The organism is Bradyrhizobium icense (assembly GCF_001693385.1).
In the GTDB taxonomy this organism is placed as follows: Bacteria; Pseudomonadota; Alphaproteobacteria; order Rhizobiales; family Xanthobacteraceae; genus Bradyrhizobium; species Bradyrhizobium icense.
In genome coordinates this window covers 3676461-3695162 of sequence record NZ_CP016428.1, presented here as the reverse complement: position 1 = coordinate 3695162, position 18702 = coordinate 3676461, and the positions used below count along the sequence as shown (strand labels likewise).

17 protein-coding genes, 1 tRNA gene and 1 pseudogene are annotated in these 18702 nt (G+C 62.4%); 6 read left to right on the top strand and 13 right to left on the bottom strand.

The genetic code is table 11. The features are described from left to right. The first annotated feature begins 32 nt into the window (after nt 1-32). Nucleotides 33-2486: a PAS domain-containing sensor histidine kinase gene (locus tag LMTR13_RS17345; RefSeq protein WP_065728907.1), complete on the top strand. Its 2454-nt coding sequence runs from the start codon at nt 33-35 to the stop codon at nt 2484-2486. A 6-nt stretch (nt 2487-2492) separates the two neighbouring features. Here LMTR13_RS17345 and LMTR13_RS17340 read toward each other — a convergent pair whose 3' ends face one another. The 4 genes from LMTR13_RS17340 to LMTR13_RS17325 all read right to left on the bottom strand — a co-directional run bounded on the left by LMTR13_RS17340 (nt 2493) and on the right by LMTR13_RS17325 (nt 7104). Beyond that, complete coding sequence (locus LMTR13_RS17340; protein WP_083219077.1) at nt 2493-5213, bottom strand: bifunctional diguanylate cyclase/phosphodiesterase; 2721 nt, start codon at nt 5211-5213, stop codon at nt 2493-2495. Nucleotides 5214-5305: 92 nt separating this feature from the next. Next, entirely contained in the window at nt 5306-5833 is a 528-nt protein-coding gene (locus LMTR13_RS17335; RefSeq protein WP_065728906.1) for a hypothetical protein, read from the bottom strand. Between the two features lie 252 nt (nt 5834-6085). Beyond that, a complete protein-coding gene (locus tag LMTR13_RS17330) occupies nt 6086-6577 on the bottom strand; it encodes a YciE/YciF ferroxidase family protein (protein WP_065732758.1) in 492 nt (163 codons plus the stop codon). A gap of 74 nt (nt 6578-6651) precedes the next feature. After that, nucleotides 6652-7104 carry a PPC domain-containing DNA-binding protein gene (locus tag LMTR13_RS17325; RefSeq protein ID WP_065732757.1) on the bottom strand — a complete coding sequence of 151 codons (453 nt, stop codon included), beginning with the start codon at nt 7102-7104 and terminating at the stop codon, nt 6652-6654. 378 nt (nt 7105-7482) lie between these two features. Here LMTR13_RS17325 and LMTR13_RS17320 point away from each other — a divergent pair, with 378 nt between their 5' ends. Beyond that, nucleotides 7483-7824, top strand: coding sequence for a hypothetical protein (locus tag LMTR13_RS17320; protein ID WP_065728905.1), 342 nt, complete (start codon nt 7483-7485; stop codon nt 7822-7824). A 76-nt stretch (nt 7825-7900) separates the two neighbouring features. On the opposite strand, the gene LMTR13_RS17315 is transcribed toward LMTR13_RS17320, so the two are convergent. Together LMTR13_RS17315 and LMTR13_RS17310 are read right to left on the bottom strand one after the other, a co-directional pair. Continuing rightward, nucleotides 7901-8179, bottom strand: a complete 279-nt coding sequence (locus LMTR13_RS17315; RefSeq protein ID WP_065728904.1) for a hypothetical protein — start codon at nt 8177-8179, stop codon at nt 7901-7903. A 131-nt stretch (nt 8180-8310) separates the two neighbouring features. Then, nucleotides 8311-8880 carry a hypothetical protein gene (locus tag LMTR13_RS17310; protein WP_065728903.1) on the bottom strand — a complete coding sequence of 190 codons (570 nt, stop codon included), beginning with the start codon at nt 8878-8880 and terminating at the stop codon, nt 8311-8313. A 461-nt stretch (nt 8881-9341) separates the two neighbouring features. Between LMTR13_RS17310 and LMTR13_RS17305 the strand changes: the two genes are divergently transcribed. Next, nucleotides 9342-10001 (top strand): peroxiredoxin, encoded by a 660-nt coding sequence (locus LMTR13_RS17305; RefSeq protein ID WP_065728902.1) that lies wholly within the window; start codon nt 9342-9344, stop codon nt 9999-10001. Between the two features lie 188 nt (nt 10002-10189). Here the strand turns inward: LMTR13_RS17305 and LMTR13_RS17300 are convergent, their stop codons facing one another. From LMTR13_RS17300 to LMTR13_RS17290, 3 genes are all read right to left on the bottom strand, one after another. Then, nucleotides 10190-11926 carry a methyl-accepting chemotaxis protein gene (locus LMTR13_RS17300; RefSeq protein ID WP_065728901.1) on the bottom strand — a complete coding sequence of 579 codons (1737 nt, stop codon included), beginning with the start codon at nt 11924-11926 and terminating at the stop codon, nt 10190-10192. 131 nt (nt 11927-12057) lie between these two features. Beyond that, on the bottom strand, nt 12058-12933 hold the full coding sequence (locus tag LMTR13_RS17295; RefSeq protein ID WP_065728900.1) for a DMT family transporter: 876 nt from the start codon (nt 12931-12933) through the stop codon (nt 12058-12060). Nucleotides 12934-13090: 157 nt separating this feature from the next. After that, on the bottom strand, nt 13091-13537 hold the full coding sequence (locus LMTR13_RS17290; protein WP_065728899.1) for a hypothetical protein: 447 nt from the start codon (nt 13535-13537) through the stop codon (nt 13091-13093). Between the two features lie 328 nt (nt 13538-13865). Here LMTR13_RS17290 and LMTR13_RS17285 point away from each other — a divergent pair, with 328 nt between their 5' ends. Next, nucleotides 13866-14123, top strand: a complete 258-nt coding sequence (locus LMTR13_RS17285) for a hypothetical protein (RefSeq protein WP_065728898.1) — start codon at nt 13866-13868, stop codon at nt 14121-14123. Between the two features lie 49 nt (nt 14124-14172). Beyond that, nucleotides 14173-14249: transfer RNA gene (locus LMTR13_RS17280), tRNA-Arg, on the top strand. 305 nt (nt 14250-14554) lie between these two features. Here the strand turns inward: LMTR13_RS17280 and LMTR13_RS17275 are convergent. The 3 genes from LMTR13_RS17275 to LMTR13_RS17265 all read right to left on the bottom strand — a co-directional run bounded on the left by LMTR13_RS17275 (nt 14555) and on the right by LMTR13_RS17265 (nt 17302). Beyond that, nucleotides 14555-15520, bottom strand: a complete 966-nt coding sequence (locus LMTR13_RS17275; RefSeq protein ID WP_083219076.1) for an RNA polymerase sigma-70 factor — start codon at nt 15518-15520, stop codon at nt 14555-14557. 147 nt (nt 15521-15667) lie between these two features. Continuing rightward, nucleotides 15668-16519 (bottom strand): SDR family NAD(P)-dependent oxidoreductase, encoded by an 852-nt coding sequence (locus tag LMTR13_RS17270; RefSeq protein ID WP_065728897.1) that lies wholly within the window; start codon nt 16517-16519, stop codon nt 15668-15670. Nucleotides 16520-16804: 285 nt separating this feature from the next. Next, nucleotides 16805-17302: a carboxymuconolactone decarboxylase family protein gene (locus tag LMTR13_RS17265; protein ID WP_065728896.1), complete on the bottom strand. Its 498-nt coding sequence runs from the start codon at nt 17300-17302 to the stop codon at nt 16805-16807. 143 nt (nt 17303-17445) lie between these two features. Between LMTR13_RS17265 and LMTR13_RS39360 the strand changes: the two are divergent. Continuing rightward, nucleotides 17446-17772, top strand: a pseudogene (locus tag LMTR13_RS39360) (IS21 family transposase); the annotation flags it as partial. Between the two features lie 553 nt (nt 17773-18325). Here the strand turns inward: LMTR13_RS39360 and LMTR13_RS17255 are convergent. After that, complete coding sequence (locus LMTR13_RS17255; protein WP_065728894.1) at nt 18326-18676, bottom strand: ethanolamine utilization protein; 351 nt, start codon at nt 18674-18676, stop codon at nt 18326-18328. Nucleotides 18677-18702: the final 26 nt, after the last annotated feature.

Below are 18702 nucleotides of genomic sequence, written 5' to 3'. Positions count from 1 at the left end.
GTGAAAGTGGCCGGCAGAGGTTGCCGGCACGCATGACCCCTTCCGACACGACGAACATCCTGCCTGAAGCTGCCGCCGCCGAGCGTTTGCGGCAACACCTGCAGAAAATCGCGAGCGAGCGCGACAGCGCCCATCGTGCCTTGCAGGAGCGCGAAGCGGAACTGGCGCGGATCCAGCGCATCGCCGGTGTCGGCGGTCTCGAAATCGATTTCCGTGACGGCGTCAAGAACCGTCGCTCCCCCGAATATCTTCTGGTTCACGGGCTGCCGCCGGAGGCGGCCAACGAGACCTACGAGGAATGGGTCAGTCGAATCCATCCCGAGGATCGCGAGCGAACGGTCCAGCACCTGTTCGGCGTATTGAAGAGCCAGAGCGAAGACTATTCGGCCGAATACCGGATCGTGCGGCCGAACGACGGCGCGATGCGCTGGATCCGCGTCGTAGGCAAGATCGAGCGCGACCGCGACGGCCGCGCGCTTCGCTTGGTCGGCGCCGATTGCGACGTCACCGCACAAATGCTGGCGCAGGCAACCTTGCGCGAAAGCGAGGAGCGCTTCCGCCTGATCGCCAACAGCGCGCCGGTGCCGATCTGGGTCACCAAGCTCGACCGCACGCGTTCCTTCGCCAACCAGGCCTATGTCGATTTCCTCGGGCTGCCGTTCGAGGAAGCCATCGTGTTCGACTGGCGCAAAAGGCTGCATCCGGATGACGCGCCGCGCATCGTGCAGGAATCCGTCGCGGGCGAGGCCTCGCTGAAGCCGTTCGTGCTGGAGGCGCGCTACCAGCGCGCCGACGGCGAATGGCGGTGGCTGCGCTCGGAATCCCAACCGCGCTGGGATCCGACCGGCAAGCACATTGGGTTCATCGGCGTCGCCCACGACATTACGTCGGCCAAGCAGGCCGAGCACGATCTGCGCCGGCTGAATGAGATCCTCGAAATGCGGATCACCGAGCGAACCGCGCAGCTCGAATCCAGCGAAGCCCAGATGCGGGCGATCTTCGAGACCAGCCATCAATATCAGGCGCTGCTGAACCAGCACGGCGACGTGCTCTATGCCAACCAGACGGCGCTGGCCGGAATCTGCGCCGACGCCGGCGCGGTGGTCGGCCAGCCGTTCTGGGAAACGCCGTGGTTTACCGCCACCTCCGGCATGCGCGATGCCGTCCGCGACGCCTTCATCACCGTAATGCGGGGCGAAGAGGTCAAGATCGAGATGCTGCTGCATCTGCCGATCGGCGACCGCTATTTCGATTTCGCGATGCGCCCGCTGCACGACCGGTACGGCACCGTCATCGGCGCGGTGCCGGAGGCCATCGACGTCACCGAGCGCCGCCAGGGCGAGGAAGCGCTGCGCCAGTCGCAGAAAATGGAAGCGGTCGGACAGTTGACTGGCGGCGTGGCGCACGATTTCAACAATCTGCTGACCATCATCCGCTCCGCGACGGATTTCCTGCGCCGCCGCGAATTGCCGGAAGAGCGGCGCCGGCGCTACATCGACGCGATAGCCGAGACCGTGGAGCGCGCCTCCAAGCTGACCGGGCAGTTGCTGGCGTTCGCCCGCAGGCAGCCGCTGAAGCCGCAGGTGTTCAACGTCGGCACCCAGGTTGAGTCAGTCGCACAATTGATCCGTCCCCTCGTCGGCGCCCGGATCCGGATCGATGTCGACATCGTCGATCTCAGCTGCTTCGCAATCGCCGATATCGCGCAATTCGAAACCGCGCTGATGAATCTCGCGGTCAACAGCCGCGATGCCATGGACAGCGAGGGCCGGCTGACCATTCAGGTCCGCAAGGTGAATGCCATACCGCCGCTGCGTGCCCAGCCCGCCCGCAGCGGCGACTTCGTCGCCATCACCGTGACCGATACCGGCTGCGGCATTGCCCCTGCCCTTCTCGAGACGATCTTCGAGCCGTTCTTTACCACCAAGGAAGTCGGCAAGGGCACCGGCCTCGGGCTGAGCCAGGCGTTCGGCTTTGCCAAGCAATCCGACGGCGACATCGCGGTCGCGAGCGAGCCCGGCCGGGGCGCGACGTTCACGATCTACCTGCCGCAGGCCGCGGTGCCGGCCGACGCGGTCGAGGCTGCCGCGACCGGCAGCGAACCCGCCGCCCGCGGCCGCGGCTACCGCGTCCTCGTGGTCGAGGACAATGACGACGTCGGCCAGTTCTCCACCGAGCTGTTGGAAGATCTCGGCTACACCGTGCGCCGCGTCGCCAGCGCGGACGCCGCGCTCGCAATCCTGGCCGAGGACGAGTTTTCCGCCGACCTGGTGTTTTCCGACGTCATCATGCCCGGCATAAACGGCGTCGAGCTCGCCGGCATCGTGCGCGAACGCTATCCCGGCCTGCCCGTGGTCCTGACCAGCGGTTACAGCAACGTGCTGGCGGAAAGCGCCCACCGCGGCTTCGAGCTGATCCAGAAACCTTATTCGGTAGAGCTGCTGTCGCGGATTCTCAGGAAGGCGATTTCCGAGGCGCGGCGCTAGGGCAGCTCACGCCGCGGCCTCGACGCCGGCCTCCCCCGTCGCCAGTAGCACGCGGATCTCCTGGGCTGGACGCGCGGCGCTGAACAGATAGCCCTGCATTTGCGTGCATCCGAGATTCTGCACGGTCTCGCGCTGCTGCAACGTCTCGACGCCTTCGGCGGTCGTGATCATGTTGCGGTCGGCGGCGATGCTGACCACCGCGCGGATGATCGAGGCCGACGAGGAATTGCGCGTCACTTCCTTGACGAAGGAGCGGTCGATCTTGATCTTGTCGAACGGGAAGCGCTGCAGATATTGCAGCGATGAATAACCGGTGCCGAAATCGTCGAGCGCGATGTGAATGCCGAGCGCGCGGAGCTGGTTCAGCGTCGTAAGCGCGGCGTCGTCGTCCGCAATCAGGACGGCTTCGGTGATCTCCAGCTCCAGCCGGCGCGGGTCGAGCCCGCTCTCGGTCAGCGCCGCGGCGACCTTCAGCGAAAGCGTCTCTGAGCGGAACTGGACTGGCGAGACGTTGACGGCGATGCGGACATGGGCCGGCCAGGCGGCGGCTTCGGTACAGGCGGTGCGCAACACCCACCGCCCGATCTCCTCGATCAGGCCGGTCTCCTCGGCGACCGGTACGAAGTCGGCGGGCGAAATCATGCCGCGCACCGGGTGCCGCCAGCGCAGCAGCGCCTCGCAGCCGGTGACGCCGTCGCCGCGCAGATCGACCTGCGGCTGATAATGCAATTCGAACCCGCCCTGCACCAGCGCCTCGCGCAAGTCCGCCTCCAACTCGCGGCGATGATTGGCCTGCTGCTCCATCTCCGGATTGAAGAAGCGATAAGTCCTGCGGCCGGCGGCCTTCGCCGCATACATCGCGAGATCGGCGTTCTTCAGGAGATCGAACAGGTCCGAGCCGTCGCGCGGGGCAATCGCGATACCGATGCTGGCATCGCTGGAAAGCTGATGGCCATGGCAATCGAACGGGGTACGCAGTGCCTGATAGATCCGCGCGACCAGCGCGTGAACGTCCTCGGAGCTCCCGATGTCGTGCTGCAGGATGGCGAACTCATCCCCGCCGAGGCGGGCGATGAAGTCTTCCGGGCCGACCGACTGGCGCAACCGCTCCGCAACGCCCTTCAGGAACTCGTCGCCGATCAGATGTCCCAGCGTGTCGTTGATGCGCTTGAACTCGTCGATGTCGATATAGAGGATCGCGAACTCGCACCCCTCGGTTTCCAGCAGCAGTCCCTCCGCATGGCGCTGGAACAGGGTGCGGTTCGGCAGATTGGTCAGCGCGTCGTAATGCGCGAGATGCTCGATCCTGGCTTGGTCGCGACGCCCTTCGGTGACGTCTTCCAGCGTCGTGGCCCAGCCGCCGTCCGCCGAGCGCTTGAAGATCAGCCGGATCATGCGCCCGTCCGGCGTCGAGGTTACAGTGTCCTGAACCAGGCTGCCATTGGGATCGAGGAAGCGGTCGCAATAGGCGTCGACGTCGCCGAGAAAGGAGCCGCGTTCCTGACGGTGCCGGATCAGGTCGCGCAGATGACAGCCGGGTTTGACGACCTCCGGCGACAGCCCGAACATTTCGATATACTGGCGGTTGCAGATCACAAGACGGCCGGAGGCATCGAACAGCAACAGGCCCTGCGTCATGTTGTTGATGGCGGTGTCGAGATGCTGGCTCTTCTCCGAAAGCTTGCGCTGCGCGGCGGCATGCTGGCCGCGGAGCTGGCGCACGATCAGAAAGACCATGCCGATCACGACGATGATTGCCAACGCTGCCGCGAAAAATTGCAGCCTGGTCTGCGCCCGCCAGTCGGCCAACGCAGCCTCCGTTCGGGTAGTCGCGACGATCAGGATCGGAAAGTGCATGAGCGACTTGACCGCGCCGACCTTGTCTTCCGCCCGCCTCGCGCTGGTGAAGCGCCCGGATATGTTGCCATCCACGGCCAGCGCGCGTTGGAAGGCCTCGGTTTCGGCGACATTGAAGCCGATCAGGCTGTCGTCCTTGGGATAGCGGGCAATGATGGTGCCGTTGCGGTGAATCATCGAGATCGCGGTATCGCTGTTGAGCTCCAGCGATCCGACAAAGGCCTCGAAATGCGAAGGTTCGACGCCACGGCTGGCAAATCCGATGATCTCGCCATTGCGGCCGACGATCTTGCGCGCAAATAGCGTGGTCCAGTTCCTCGTCACCTTGCTGACGACCGGATCGACGATCACGTCTCGCGTCGATCTTCCCGACGTGAACTCCTTGAAGTACTGGCGGTCCGCGATGCTGAGATCGGGGACTGGCCACATCTCGGAGGAGTTGATCAGCCATCCCTTGGCGTTCCACAGGTTCAGCGCGCCGACATGGGGCAGCGCCGAAAGCTTGCTGCGCAGCATCTCGTGCACGCTCAAGGTCGACATTCTCTGTTCGAACTTTTCCGACGTATCGACCCCGTCGGCCCGCATGGCGGCGACGACGTCCTCGTGCACGTGCTGTAGATCGCTCAATTGCTGGTCGAAATGCCGTGACAGCAAGAGCGCGCTGTTGTTGAGTTCGCGCTCGGCGACTTCCAGCGCCCGCTCGCGGTACTGCAGGGCAAAATAGCCGGTGCCGAGCATGATCGCGATCACGAGCCCCGCGGCGCTCAGGATCAGCCACTGGATCGCACTCAGCCTGATCCGCCACGGCATGCCGCGACCGAACAGCGGCTGGCTCTCCGCGATGACGTCTTTCGATGGATTATTCAGCATTTTCGCTGCCCCCACAGGCGCTCGTTGTAGGGACCACAAGCCAAGAGGCGGTTAGCAAAATGAGTTATCGAGGGGTTAAGACGGCCGCGGAATCACGCGGATTCCGCCATCTCGTCTTCCTTGAGACTGCACTCGATCAGCGCGCCGTCGATCGTGAACTTCGAAAACAGCGAGCCCGGCGTCGAAGCCTGCAGCGCCGCGAAAAACTGCGAGTCTCCGGGACTGCGCAGGAAAAACCGGATGTGGCTCGCCGACATCGTGTCTCTCGACAGCCATACGATGCCCGAGAACAGCGCCACCATCGTCTGGGCATACTGGCCGGCATCCGCGATGCCGAGTTCGTAAACCGGCGACACCACGATAAAGCGCGCGCGGAGGATGGGATCTGGAAACTTGCTCATCATCAGGCGGCTGACCTGGCAGGCCGCGTGGACGCGTTCGCCATCGGACAGGCAGTAGAGACTGGGGTGATCGCCTTCCCTGGTCAGCCCGTCATAAGCCGCAAAGCTTCCCGTCGAAAAGGTCGAAAAATCCTCTCCGACGCTTTCGGCGTCTTTCTTCCACTGGCCCTTGATCGACCGCCAGGACCTGTCCGGCTCTTTCATCGGCAGAAGGCGCATGACTAACCAGGGGTTAATGCAGAAGTTGATGCCGGCATTTTACGGGCAGCGGCTAAACGTTTGCTTACGCTGGCGCCCGGTGCGCAAATATTTGTTCGGCCCGAAAGGAAGTCGAACAGATTGCGAAGGTGCTCACGTGGGGCGCCGACGAGCATGAGGCCCCGTCTGTGGCTTACATTCTTCGAGACGCCCGCGCTGCGGGCGCCTCGGGATGAGCGGTTTGAGCAGCCATGACGCAATAGAACGAGTGCTCTATGCCGCGGCCTCGTAATTGACTTCAGTCTCCGCGATCTTGGTCAGGGTTTCGTCGGTCTTTTTCTCTTCGGCAAGCGTCTGATCGATCAACTTCACGGCTTGCGGATTGTTGAGCTTTTGTGCCCAGGCTTTCAGGGTGCCGTAACGAGAAATCTCGTAATGCTCGACCGACTGGGCGGCGGCCAACAGGCCGGCATCGAGCGCGGGCGTGTCGGCATACTGCTCCATGATGTCCTTGCCTTCGTCGATGATGCCCTCGATCGCTTCGCACTTCTTGCCGCGCGCTGGCTTGCCGAGAAGCTCGAATATCTCTTCCAGCCTTTCGACCTGCTCCTCGGTCTCTTCGTGGTGCTTTTCGAAGGCGGCCCGGAGCTTGTCCGAAGTGGCGGCCTTCGCCATTTTCGGCAGCGCCTTCAGGATCTGCTTCTCGGCGTAGTAGATATCCTTGAGCGTATCCAGGAACAGTTCATTCAGGTCTTTGTCCGGCATGGCTTCCTCCATTGATGGGTGCGCTGACAACATGGGACCGAATGAAATGGTTCCTAAAGCGCCCGTCGAAGGCGCTACCCGCCCCCCGCCGCAAGATCGATCAGGGCAATTCCAAGGTCGGGCCTCTTCTTGCGTCGAAGCGCTGCCGGCGCTTCGGTCAAGATCACTTCGAGCGTCGGCCTGACGGTTGCCGCCAGCAGATGACCACCGCGTGTCGAACCGTCGGAAAGGCCGAGCACGACATGGACGTGCAGGCTGGGCTTGCCGTCGTCGCCTGCGGCGATGTCGCCGATCGCGCTGAGGACTTCGCACTGCTCGTCGACCTCGATCTTCCGGTAGTTCTTCGCGGCGACGTCGAACCAGCCGACCGTCGCCCGTTCGAAGGCGCCGATCGCGGTCAGCGAGGCCGCGGAAATTCCGGATTTTTCGGCGAACCGGGTGAGCGCGGCAAACGCCTCCTCTCCCGTGTCCAGAATGACGACGTGAACCTGCGCCTCGTGATCGGCGACGATAAGCATGCTCTTCATGGCGACCTCATGGGTTGCGGTCAGTCTTACTGCTTCATAGCTGCTCAAACCCTCATCCTGAGAAGCCCGCCTGGTGTGCCGGCCTTCCCTCACCTCCTCGATGACCTTCGCACTGAACGCTTCGGTCACCCGGATCCTGAGATTGAGCTGTCTCGGTAAATCGGTACTGCGGGGCATCGTTCCCAACGGGCCGGGAGGGCGTGTGATCGCGGCCGCTATTCCGGCCACACAAAAGTGGTGCGTTTGCTGATTGAGCACCTTTGGCGGAACAGAAGCCGGAACAGAAACCTCACATCCGTTTGAAACGAGCCGATCACGAGATCGGAACGGCCAACATCGCTGTTTGTTGGCCCCGCGTAAGCACAACGGAGGCAACCCATGAACTTGAAGCTCCTAGCCGCAGCGGCGGTTCTTTCGACTGCGGTCGCAGCGCCAGCACTGGCGCAGGATCCTCACGGACGGTCGGATGCCATCCGTAAACCGCAGACCCAGGACCGGGTTTATCACCGCCACAGCGGATTCTGGCCGGGTGAGATAGCCGCCGGCGTGGTCGGCGGCACGGCCGGCGCGATTGCGACAGCTCCGTTCCGAAATGACGTCTACGCCTACAATGATGGCTATTATGGGCGTCGCTACTATGGCAGCTACAGTAGCGGATTCGTCTGTCAGCCCGGAACGACGTTCATCGGCGAGGACGGCCGGCGTCACATCTGTCAGTAGCCAACACGACAGGCCTTGAAGAAGAGGCGGTCAAATACGCCTCTTCTCTTTTGGTTTTAGCGATTACCCTGAAGATTTAGCGATTGTCTGAAGTCTTCTTTCCGGGTGGATCGCCGCCGCGGTCGACCCGGCTCACGCGCTGGGCGCGCTCCTTGTCCTTGGGTTGCTCCTGTCCCCGTTGATCACGGACGATGCCCTGGTCGTCGCTGCCATCGGACGATCCGGGATCGGTCGGTTCGGGCTCTGTCGCTTGCCGATGTTGCTCCTTGCCTTCCCGAACTAACAGTTCGTCGCCGAGCATTTGCCCGATGATCTGTTTGGTCTGAGCCTCGACCTTCTCATGGAACTTGCTCATGGCGGGCCTCCTTCCATCGAAGAACGACGTCAGGCGGCAATGTTTCCACGTGTTTTCGAGCAGGATTTTACCGGGACCGGCAATGCTCCCCGACTCCGAGGTCGGTTCCGCACAAGTGTCGCCAAATGGACCTACAGCATTCCCATGTCCAGCATGCCCGGCAGTTGCGCGAGCGGCAGCGCGGCGGCGCCGACCAGGGTGGCGACCAGCGCCGCAAGGCGACGGTTGCTGTGGCGCTTGCCGCGCATCTGGCTGGCGATCCATTCCAGCACCTTGGTGTCGATGTTGGCGGCCTTCACCGGCGCCCAGCTCTCGATCGGCGTATCCGGCGACAGCGCCACCGTGCGCGGCGGCACCGGCAGGCCGGACTCGGAAGCGGCATGGTGGGCGACCGCCTTGGCCAACAAATCGTCGAAACGTCCGTCGTCGGTGCGTTCCGCGGCCGCATCGCTGATTTCGAACAACGCTTCGACTTCGGCGCGGCTCACCGGCTCATGTTCGACGGCGCTCACGGTCAGGATGCGTACGCACCAAGCGGCGTCATCGGCATCGAGCGCGCGGGAGAAATGGATGCGGCCCTTGGTCGTGGGGCCCTCGCCGGTGATCACGCCATCGCGCACGATGGTGAGCGCATAAGCGGCGGTCTTGCGGCAGGATGGTTGAAGGGATGTTTCAGCGGCTACAGCCGTCGGGGCAGACATAGTTGCACTTCTCAATTTCAATTCCAGTCCAGCATTTCCATACGGGGCATGAACGAGCGGTTAACGACTCGAAACCCGCATTCCGAGATTTTTACATGGTTGCCAATTGGTCGCTGTGAGGTCCGTCACGGTTCAGCCAAAGCACGCTCGGGTGCAAAATGGCCCGGCGTGATGCGGGCCATAAAAGGCAATATCTGGGCAGCAACGGCAAAAAAGTGGAGCAGCGATGAAAAGATCGCGACCAAACAACAGGATGGCCCCCGAATCTACTTCCTCCATCGAATGCAGGAGCCAACGGTTCTTTTCGTCGCAGAGGCGCGGATCAAAAGAAGATGCTAGGAGTTCCGGGCTTGCTGAGAAGGATCTCACCTTCTGCGCTAGCCGGTTCACTTAACCGCTTCAGACTCCTATAATGTTGAAGACAAATTTCCCCCGTAACTTGAATAACATGAGGTGAAACCATGGCACTCCAGATTGGCGCAACCGCCCCCGATTTCGAAGCTGAGACCACCGAAGGGAAAATCAAATTCCATGACTGGATCGGCAATAACTGGGCGCTCTTGTTCTCGCACCCGAAGGATTTCACGCCGGTTTGCACCACCGAACTCGGCGCTCTCGCGAAGTTGAAGCCGGAATTCGACAAGCGCGGCGTCAAGCTGATGGGCTTGAGCGTCGATCCTGTCGACCGGCATTCGAAATGGTCCGAGGACATCAAGGAGACGCAGGGCGCGGCGCCGAACTATCCGATGATCGGCGACATCGATTTCAACGTCTCCAAGCTTTACGACATGCTGCCGGCCTCAACGTCGGGCGATCCGCTCACGCGCACGCCCGCCGACAACCAGACAGTCCGCAACGTGTTCGTCATCGGGCCGGACAAGAAGATCAAGCTGGTGCTGGTCTATCCGATGACCACGGGCCGCAACTTCGCAGAAATCCTCCGCGCGATCGATTCCCTGCAGATGACGGCCAAGCATCGCGTCGCAACGCCGGCCGACTGGAAACAGGGCGAGGACGTCATCATCGCAGGCTCCGTCAGCGACGACGAGGCGAAGACGATCTATCCGGCCGGCTGGAAGGCGCCGAAGCCGTATATCCGGATCGTGCCGCAGCCGAAGTGACGGTTGCGATTGAGCGCGTAGCGATCAATCGAAACCGTCATCCCGGGATGGTGCGCAAGCACTAGACCCGGGATCTCGAGATTCTCTGGTGCGCAATTGCGCACCAGAGTTCGGTGCTTCGCACCGCCCCGGAATGACGTGGTAACAGGGCACCAGCCAGTTCATCACGAGCAACCGCTACGCTTCCGTCAGGCGGCGCGGACGCGGTCGAGGAATTTTTCGACCTCGGCCTTCAGGTGCAGGCTTTCGCTCGACAGATTCTGTGCCGAGGCAAACATCCGGCTCGACGTCTCGCCGGTCTCGTCGGCGCCCTGCGCGGCGTTGCGGATGTTGGCGGCAACATCGGCCGTGCCGCTCGCCGCTGCACGCACGCTCTGCGCGATGTTCTGGGTCGCGCCGCGCTGCTGCTCGACCGCCGCCGAGATCGAGGTGGCGATGTCGCTGATGCGCTCGATGGTCTGGCCGATCGCCTTGATCGCGCTGACCGACTCTTCGGTCGCAAGCTGCATGCTGCCGATCTGGCTGGAGATCTCCTCGGTCGCCTTCGCGGTCTGGCCAGCCAGGCTCTTGACCTCCTGCGCCACTACGGCAAAGCCGCGGCCGGCATCGCCTGCCCGCGCCGCCTCGATGGTGGCGTTGAGCGCCAGGAGGTTGGTCTGCTCGGCAATCGAGGTGATCAATTTCACCACGTCGCCGATCCGGGCGCCGGCTTCCGACAATTCGTTGATGCGCTGGTCGGTGGCGACGGCCTGCTTGACGGCGTCGGCCGCGATCCCGTTCGATTCCTGGACCCGGCGGGTGATTTCGGCGATCGAGCTGGAGAGCTCGTCGGAGGCTGCCGCCGCGGTGCGGACATGCTCGGAGGCGGTCTCGGAAGCGCCGGCCGACTTGCCGGACAGGCTTGCGGTGGTGCGCGCGGTGTCGGTGAGCTGCCGCGCGACGCGCTCGAACTCGCCGGAGGAGTTCAGCACCTTGTCGAGGATGCCGCCGACGCTGGTCTGGAACTCATCGACGAAGCCGCGCAGCTCGGACTTGCGCTGCTCGGCCGCGGCAGTGGCGGCTGAGGTCTGTTCGTCGCGCATGCGCCGACGCTCGACCGAGTTGCTCTTGAAGACCGCAAGCGTACGCGCAATCTCGCCGATCTCGTCCATCCGGTCGTCACAGTCGATTTCGACGTCGGTGTCGCCATTGGCGATGGCGGTGAGCGAAGCCGTGACCGAGGTGAGCGGCTTGGTCACCTGGCGCACGAGCAGCAAGGTCAGGAGCATCACCAGAAGCGCCGCGACGCCGGCTGCAATGGCCATGTTCTGAATGGCGTGCGACAGCATGCTCTCGAAGTGAGCCATGGGAATGCCGACATACAGGAGCCCGATCACCTTGCCGGCCGGATTCATGATTGGATAGTAGGCCGTCATGAACGTCCTGCCGAACAGCGTCGCCGGGCCGCGATAGGCCTCTCCGCGGCGCACCACCGCCTGCCCGGGATGGTCGGCCGCGAGCTGGGTGCCGACGGCGCGGTCGCCGTTCTCCTTCTTGACGTTGGTGGTGCGGCGGACGAACTGGTTACTGGCGTCGTCATAGACGAAAAGCGTCGCGTTGCCGCCGGCATAGCCCACCGCGCGATCGACGATCGCGTGGTCCTTGAACTCGGGCATCTTCGGAATTTCGGCGCGCGCGACGGCCCCATCCTTGATGGTGATCTTGGCGTCACCGTAAGTCTCGGCAAATGCCAGCCCCAGCGTGCGCAGGTTGACCTCGATGTCCCGGAGCGCCCGGTCGCCAAATTCGGAGGTCAGTGACCAATGGGCCGCCCCTACCACCAGCGCGGTATTCACCGCGATCAGGAGGATCGCACAGATGACAGCCTTGGTACCGAGGCGCAGCTTGAGCGCCGGCAGGAACTTTCCAACAGATTGCGTGGCCATGACGAGAAATCCCCCAAAATCGCGCCCAATCTGACCTGTTTTGCTTACGATCGCCTTAATGGCCACAACCCAGGGAAAATACTGATAAGCCTCACGAAATTTATACGTGCAAGCGAGTCGAACGCTCTACTTCAAACTGAGCGGCGGTTGACCACCAGCACCGCCGCCGCGCAGGCGGCCATGCCGGCGACAGAGACCGCGTCCAACCGCTCGCCGAACAGCAGGTAGGCCATCAGCGACGTCACAGCGGGCACCAAATAGAACAGGCTCGCTACCGACGTCGCGGCCGAGCGCCGGATCAGCCAATAGAGCAGCCCGATCGATCCGATCGACAGGACGACCGTAAGCCAGGCCAGCGCCAAGATGAACTCGGTGGTCCAATGCACTTCGTTGGTCTCGAACAGCCATGCGCCTAGACCGAAGAAAATCGTCACCGCGACGTATTGCACGAGATTGCCTGACCGCCAGTCGATCGCGCTGCAGTACCGGCGCTGGTACAGCGTGCCGAGCGTGATACTGACCAGCGAGACGGCCGAGGCGAGCCATCCCCAGCCCGCCTCGCCGCTCATCGGCCTGTCGTGCAGGATCAGTGCGACGCCGGCGAGCCCGAGCAGCAATCCGCCCCATTGCAGCGGCGTGACGCGCTCGCCGAGCCAGCGGCTCGCAAGCGTCGAGGTGAGGATCGGCTGCAAGCCCGGGATCAAAGCCGAAAGTCCGGCCGGAATCGAATGTGCGATCGCGATCGCGGTGCCGCCGAGATAGATTCCATGCACCAGAATGCCGGCGACGGCGCTGTGCGCGATGCCGATGCGATCCGGCCAGCGCGGCCGCGCGACCGCCACGATGATCGCCATCAGTCCCACCACCAACGCCATTCGGATCGCGAGATAGGTCAGCGGCTCGGCGCTGTTCAGCACGTATTTGGTACCGATGAAGCCCGTGCTCCAGAGGACGACGAAGATCGCGGGCGCCGCGCGCGCGGCCATTTTTTCGAAGTCGCCGGTCATTTGCTCGCCCCTGTTGCCCGATCGCATGTTGTGCGGCAAGCATTGGTCACGCGGGGCCGCCGGCGCGATTTCACATGTCGAAGAACGAACGGATGAAGCGCGGCGAATCTATCGCTGCGTCGTCACGTTCTGGAGCTTGCGAGAAAGGTAACGGGGCTCACCACTCTTCCGGACAGGGATCGACGATCTTCCAGAGCTCGCGGCCGTTCTTGATCTTCTTCATTTCGGTCGTGAGCCCGCCATTCCTGCGGATCCAGTCCTTCACCGTTTCCGGATAATAGGACATCAGATCCGACGTCCCTTCAGCACTCGTGACCTTGATGCCGAAAGTGAAGGCCTTGTCGTAATAAGCCTGGTGGAAACCAACGCTTGCCTTCGGCGTGACGCAAATCTTGTTCATCGGCACGATGCCGAACACCAGCGTGCAGGCCGAGTTGCAGATGCCGTCGATGATGACGCGCTCCTTGCGGTCGCGGATGCGCTTGTACTTGGCCTTGTACTCCTCGACATATCCGCCGTGATCGCGCCTGATATGCAGGTCGGCGCGCGCCGGGCTCGCGACCAGGACCGAGAGGGACAGCAAGGCAAGGGACGTGATGCGCATGGGTCGATCTGGAACCAGATAGCCTTTGTCAGCCGGGGATAGGTCTGCCCTTGTCGAAGACCGGACAGAACTCTGGCCGGACTGTGTTGGGAATTCGTTAAGCATCCCTTGAGGCCAAAAATGGGCGCGGTAGGATGGTTTTCCGCAGCATTTCGGCCCACTTCTCCTGGAATGGGACATCGGATCGGCCAGAATGTCAGGGCTACGAGCTGCGATCAAATCACAGCTTAGGCTTCTATCTTGTTGTTTTGATGCACTTTCTTCACACGAATTTCTATCCGTTCGGCTCGAATCACTACAGTCTCAGAGGGACTTCCGGAGAATCGAAATGACCAAAGCAAAGTTTTTCGTTGCCGCCGCCCTCCTTTTAGCGGCGGTAATCGCCCCAAACCTGGCGGACGCCCGCCATAATCGGCACCACCTGCGCAATTGGGGCCTACCCTACCCGATCAGCTTCCTGCACAATTACGGGCCCGGCCCACAACCCGGCACCTTTGCCTATTATGACGGCCCCTCTACTGTCCTCTGCCGTCAGGGCGCGGCTGCCTATCTCGGCCAGGACCGCCGGCGGCATCCCTGCTACTAGCTTCCACTGCTGGCCCTGCCGAGCCAAGTCTGATATCGGCAGACCGCAGGCGCTCGTAGCTCAGCTGGATAGAGCATCGGATTTCGATTCCGAGGGTCGGGAGTTCGAATCTCTCCGAGCGCGCCACTTCTGTCGTTTCCACCACGCCAACACCGAGAATAACCGCCAATCGCCGCCGGAACTACGGCTGAGTGAAACGCGAGAAATATCCTGCGCGCGAAAGGCGTAGTAGCGGCGGCGATCGGCGGTGAAAAAGTGATCGACGCGCTGCGCCAGACGAGGATCCTGATTCCTTCGGTATCGACAGTGGAGCGTGCGGGAATCGCAGGAAGAGCAAGATCTGGCAAGTACATTCACCCCACGGAAAATCTTCAGCATCGGAATCGCGTCGCCACGACCCTTGATCGCAAGGGCTCGTTCGGGGCCGCTGCTCATGCGAGTGTCAGCGACGTCATGGATGCGATCCGTGTTAGCTTCTCTGGGTTTCGAACGTAGTAAAGACCGGTGATGCGCGCGTCCTCGACCCGGACCGCGAGGACGCCGTCGATTTTCCCATCAAGGCGCATGAGGAGCGCCGGGTTGCCGTTGACGACAGTGTGCTCGCCAGTGAGCGCACCTTCGATCTTCGGGAGGCCGTGGACGAACATCCCGACAACCCTTTGTGCCCCGATGATCGGGCGCAGTGCAGCCTGCTTTACGCCGCCGCCGTCGCTCACGAGGACGACGTCAGGCGCAAGCACGTTGATGAGGTCCTGGGGATTCCCGGATTCGAGTGCACGGCGGAATAACTCCAGTGCCCTCCTCGCCTCGAAGGGAGAGACCACTTGGCGAGGGCGGCGCGTCTCGACGTGCAGACGGGCCCGATGCGCTATTTGGCGGACGGCCGTGGGAGTCTTGTCGACGACGGCGGCGATCTCCTCATAAGTTACATCAAAGGCGTCGCGAAGAACAAAGACAGCGCGCTCGACCGGTGACAGCGTCTCAAGGACGATCATGAGCGCCATGGAAACACTTTCGGCGAGTTCGACGTCTTCCGTCACGTCCGGCGCAGTGATCAACGGCTCAGGCAGCCACGGCCCGACATATTCCTCCCTGCGCCGCTTTATGGTGCGGAGCCGATTCAGCGCCTGCCTAGTTGCAATTCGGACAAGATAGGCGCGTTTGTTGCGTACCTGTCCCAAGTCGACCTTCACCCAACGCAGCCAGGTCTCCTGAAGGACGTCTTCGGCATCGGATGCCGATCCAAGCATCTCGTATGCGACCGTGAAGAGAAGATCACGGTGCTCTGTGAAAGCCTCCGTCGCCACATCAATGGCATGGTCGTTATTGGCATGGTCGTTCAAATCTCGATCCCTCTCATTCAGCGCCGTCGCGCCGCCAAACCGCTCGGGACGCATCGAATTCTCAATAAAGGGATAGCGCACTAAATGGCCTCGCCTGTGCCGCAAGACTACCACCAGAACGCCACCGCCTCACGCATGCCGTCTGTATTCGGGCATGGTTGATGCACTCGTCTCAGATCTCGAAAGCTCACACCGAAGGGGTCACCGATCTCTTGATTGAGCTTGCCCGTGAGCCTCCGCCGAGAGGTTCTGCCAGTCGGCCCAGGACTTGAGCCTGTCGGCGTAGACTTGCTGGAGCATTTGGTAGAAGCCCTGGCCGAAAAGCACCCGCAGGGGCGGGGTGTAGGAATCGACGATCTTGAGGAGTGCCTGGGCCGCAGCGGCCGGGTCGCCGGCGGGCTGCTTTCCCACGAGCACGGCAAGGCGTTGGCGGAGTCCGTCGTAGACCGGGTTCGCCTCGGCCATGTGACCGTTGGCTAATGGATTTGGATTCTTGCCGGACCTAGTGGCGAAGCCGGCGGGCTCGACCACGGTCACCTTGATGCCGAAGTCGGCGACTTCTTGGACAAGGGTGTCATTCAGAGCTTCGAGGGACCATTTGGAGGCCTGGTATGCGCCGCCGAGCGGCATCGCGATGAGCCCGCCGATCGAGGACATTTGGATGATGTGCCCTGCGCGCTGCTCGCGCAGGTAAGGCAGCGCGGCCTGAATGACCCAAACCGCGCCGAACACGTTGGTTTCGAACTGGTCGCGCAGTTGTTGCTCCGTCAGTTCCTCGATTGCGCCGATCTGCGCGTAGCCAGCATTGTTCACGATGACGTCGAGACGGCCGAAGTGCTCCTTGGCCCGCTTCACGCTTTCGAAGACCGCGACCTTGTCGGTCACGTCCAGCTCGAGCGGAAGCACGGCGTCGCCATAGGCATCGGCCAGTTCATCAAGACTCGCGGTGTTTCGGGCGCTCGCGGCCACCCTGTCGCCGCGAGACAGGGCGGCCTCGACGAAGCAGCGGCCCAAACCGCGCGACGAACCGGTGACGAACCAAGCCTTACTCATGATGTCTTCTCCTTCTTTCTTTGATCTCCGCTGAACATTCGATTTGCATCGTCGAATATGGGTTCCGGTACCCTTGTCATATGCGCCAGTTGTCACTCGTCGCGCTGCGTAGGTGGTTGCCGTTCGCGGACCACGTCAGAACTGCCGGCTCACTATTGAAGAGTACGCGGCGCGCGGACAGCTTTGCGTAAGTCGGTTGCTAGACCTTGGCGATCACCTCGGTCGCCCCAAACCTAGCGACCAAGCCGCAGACAGCGGGGTGCATTCGCCGGATCGTTCGCACGCTTAGGCAAGCTCGGCCTTGTCGAGACCGAATTCCCTATCGTACTTGCCGGGCGGGGTGCGGAAGGCCACATTGGCGCGGTTCGCCGCGTTGATGCCGATCACGCGGAAAGTCAGCGTCGAGAGTTCCTTTTCGCTGAACTGCTCGCGCAGCTCGGCATAGAGGTCATCGGAGACGCCCGTCGGCGCGATCTGGGTCAGCGCCTCGGTCCAGGCCAGCGCCGCGCGCTCCTTGGCGGAAAACAGCGGCGACTCGCGCCAGATCGCGATGTGATACAAGCGTAACTCTCGCTCGCCGCTTAGCTTTGCCTGCTTGACGTGCATATCCAGGCAGGCGGCGCAGCCGTTTATCTGTGAGGCACGGATGTCCACCAATTGGCCCAACCCCGGCTCGATATCGCTGCTTTTGACGATCGCAATTCCCAGTTCCTGGAGTTTCTTGAACAGATCGGGCGATTGCTCCATGAAGTTCAGGCGTGATTGGGCATTGGGGTGGCTCATAGTTGCTCTCCTTCGCGTGAGGGTGTTGGGTTGATCACATCCTTAAGACACCCCGGCCTTGCGCCCTGTGACATCGCCGCTGACAAAACTTAGTTCGCTTGCCCCCCGAATCTCAGAAAATCGAAGGCTCGGCGGTATTCTGCGCACCCTTCAAGGGTCGGATCCTTCCGGCCGCACTGGACCAGGTGCGTCGGAAGCTCGCGGAGTGCAGGGTGGTGCAGATGGTCGATATCCTGGCCGGTGCTAAGCGACGGTCTGCCGGCGGTCGAAACCGCCTGCGCTACGGCACTGAAGGAAGGCGTCCACTCGGCAGACGTCATTTCATCCTGGCCCGACGCCGCGAGCCGGCCGCTACGATCACGATCACGACGCCCGATACCCTGCGCCTGCGCCATGAACCTGCCGCCGATTGTTGGGCACGCACGAGAGTTCGCCACCTGCTGCAGTTGCTGCTCGGGCCGTCGTCCTAATGTCGGCGAAGAGCGCCACAGGCGGGCCTTAGAGGCCTATGGAGTAGACATAGTTCTCATCATCACCCGGTGCGGCGCGCCAATTCGGTCATTTCCACTACGCCAACACCGAGAATTACCGCCAATCGCCACCGGAACTACGCCTGCGCAAAGAGGTGGTAACAACCAGGGGGCGAATAGCGTGGTAACGGCGGTGAAAAGTTCGAATCGCTTACGGTCGAATGACGTATTGGCCCAAGGCGGTGCTCACGCATCGGCGCTGGATGGCAGCTTTGCGCCCGAGTCCGCCGTTCAGTTCGCCGCGGCGGCATTCGAACGTTGCCGCCCGTTATCACCGCCGTCGCTGCCTTCCTCGCCTCAGCGACAGCAGCTTCCAGACGGGGGCGAGGTGTTCTGGACGGCGGATTTGCACAGCTTTGAGCCTGCGCACGCGAGGCGTCGCTGGGACAAAGCGGAGAGGCCTCGCGCCAGATCTGAACAGGCAAGACCTCAACGCCTACTCGGATGAGCATGATCCGCGTGGACGTCGAGCCTGCGGCGTCGCCCGGAGGACTTACCCCCGTGCCTCCCGCCAGTGGGGATAGGTGACATAGGCGGTGACTGCGCCTTGCTCGTGCGAGCAGATCGTGACCTTCTGGCCTTTGGGCATATGGACGATCTCGCCCGGCCCTGCGGTGACGCTGCCTGCCTTTCCGGATACCGACAGCCGCCCCTCGAGGACGACCATCACATCATCGACGGCCATTGTCTCCTCGAGTGTCTGGTCCGGCCCATAGCGCCCGTACCCGATGGTGATCGGGGAGGCATGGCGCTGGTCGACCAGATTGCCCACAAACACGTCTCCGTCCTGTCCCGGGGAACGCTCCAGCACTGCGTCGGTGATGGCGAACTTGCGAACCTTCATGGGAATTGCTCCTTCTAGCGGGTGTG

Excerpts from the sequence above, each read along its gene's own strand:
- LMTR13_RS17315 (WP_065728904.1), bottom strand. The coding sequence starts at position 8,179 with ATGAGCAAGTTCCATGAGAAGGTCGAGGCTCAGACCAAACAGATCATC.
- LMTR13_RS17335 (WP_065728906.1), bottom strand. The coding sequence starts at position 5,833 with ATGCGCCTTCTGCCGATGAAAGAGCCGGACAGGTCCTGGCGGTCGATC.
- LMTR13_RS17325 (WP_065732757.1), bottom strand. The coding sequence starts at position 7,104 with ATGAAGAGCATGCTTATCGTCGCCGATCACGAGGCGCAGGTTCACGTC.
- LMTR13_RS17285 (WP_065728898.1), top strand. The coding sequence starts at position 13,866 with ATGACCAAAGCAAAGTTTTTCGTTGCCGCCGCCCTCCTTTTAGCGGCG.
- LMTR13_RS17290 (WP_065728899.1), bottom strand. The coding sequence starts at position 13,537 with ATGCGCATCACGTCCCTTGCCTTGCTGTCCCTCTCGGTCCTGGTCGCG.
- LMTR13_RS17300 (WP_065728901.1), bottom strand. The coding sequence starts at position 11,926 with ATGGCCACGCAATCTGTTGGAAAGTTCCTGCCGGCGCTCAAGCTGCGC.
- LMTR13_RS17265 (WP_065728896.1), bottom strand. The coding sequence starts at position 17,302 with ATGAGCCACCCCAATGCCCAATCACGCCTGAACTTCATGGAGCAATCG.
- LMTR13_RS17345 (WP_065728907.1), top strand. The coding sequence starts at position 33 with ATGACCCCTTCCGACACGACGAACATCCTGCCTGAAGCTGCCGCCGCC.
- LMTR13_RS17295 (WP_065728900.1), bottom strand. The coding sequence starts at position 12,933 with ATGACCGGCGACTTCGAAAAAATGGCCGCGCGCGCGGCGCCCGCGATC.
- LMTR13_RS17320 (WP_065728905.1), top strand. The coding sequence starts at position 7,483 with ATGAACTTGAAGCTCCTAGCCGCAGCGGCGGTTCTTTCGACTGCGGTC.
- LMTR13_RS17310 (WP_065728903.1), bottom strand. The coding sequence starts at position 8,880 with ATGTCTGCCCCGACGGCTGTAGCCGCTGAAACATCCCTTCAACCATCC.
- LMTR13_RS17255 (WP_065728894.1), bottom strand. The coding sequence starts at position 18,676 with ATGAAGGTTCGCAAGTTCGCCATCACCGACGCAGTGCTGGAGCGTTCC.
- LMTR13_RS17340 (WP_083219077.1), bottom strand. The coding sequence starts at position 5,213 with ATGCTGAATAATCCATCGAAAGACGTCATCGCGGAGAGCCAGCCGCTG.
- LMTR13_RS17330 (WP_065732758.1), bottom strand. The coding sequence starts at position 6,577 with ATGCCGGACAAAGACCTGAATGAACTGTTCCTGGATACGCTCAAGGAT.
- LMTR13_RS17305 (WP_065728902.1), top strand. The coding sequence starts at position 9,342 with ATGGCACTCCAGATTGGCGCAACCGCCCCCGATTTCGAAGCTGAGACC.
- LMTR13_RS17275 (WP_083219076.1), bottom strand. The coding sequence starts at position 15,520 with ATGCGTCCCGAGCGGTTTGGCGGCGCGACGGCGCTGAATGAGAGGGAT.
- LMTR13_RS17270 (WP_065728897.1), bottom strand. The coding sequence starts at position 16,519 with ATGAGTAAGGCTTGGTTCGTCACCGGTTCGTCGCGCGGTTTGGGCCGC.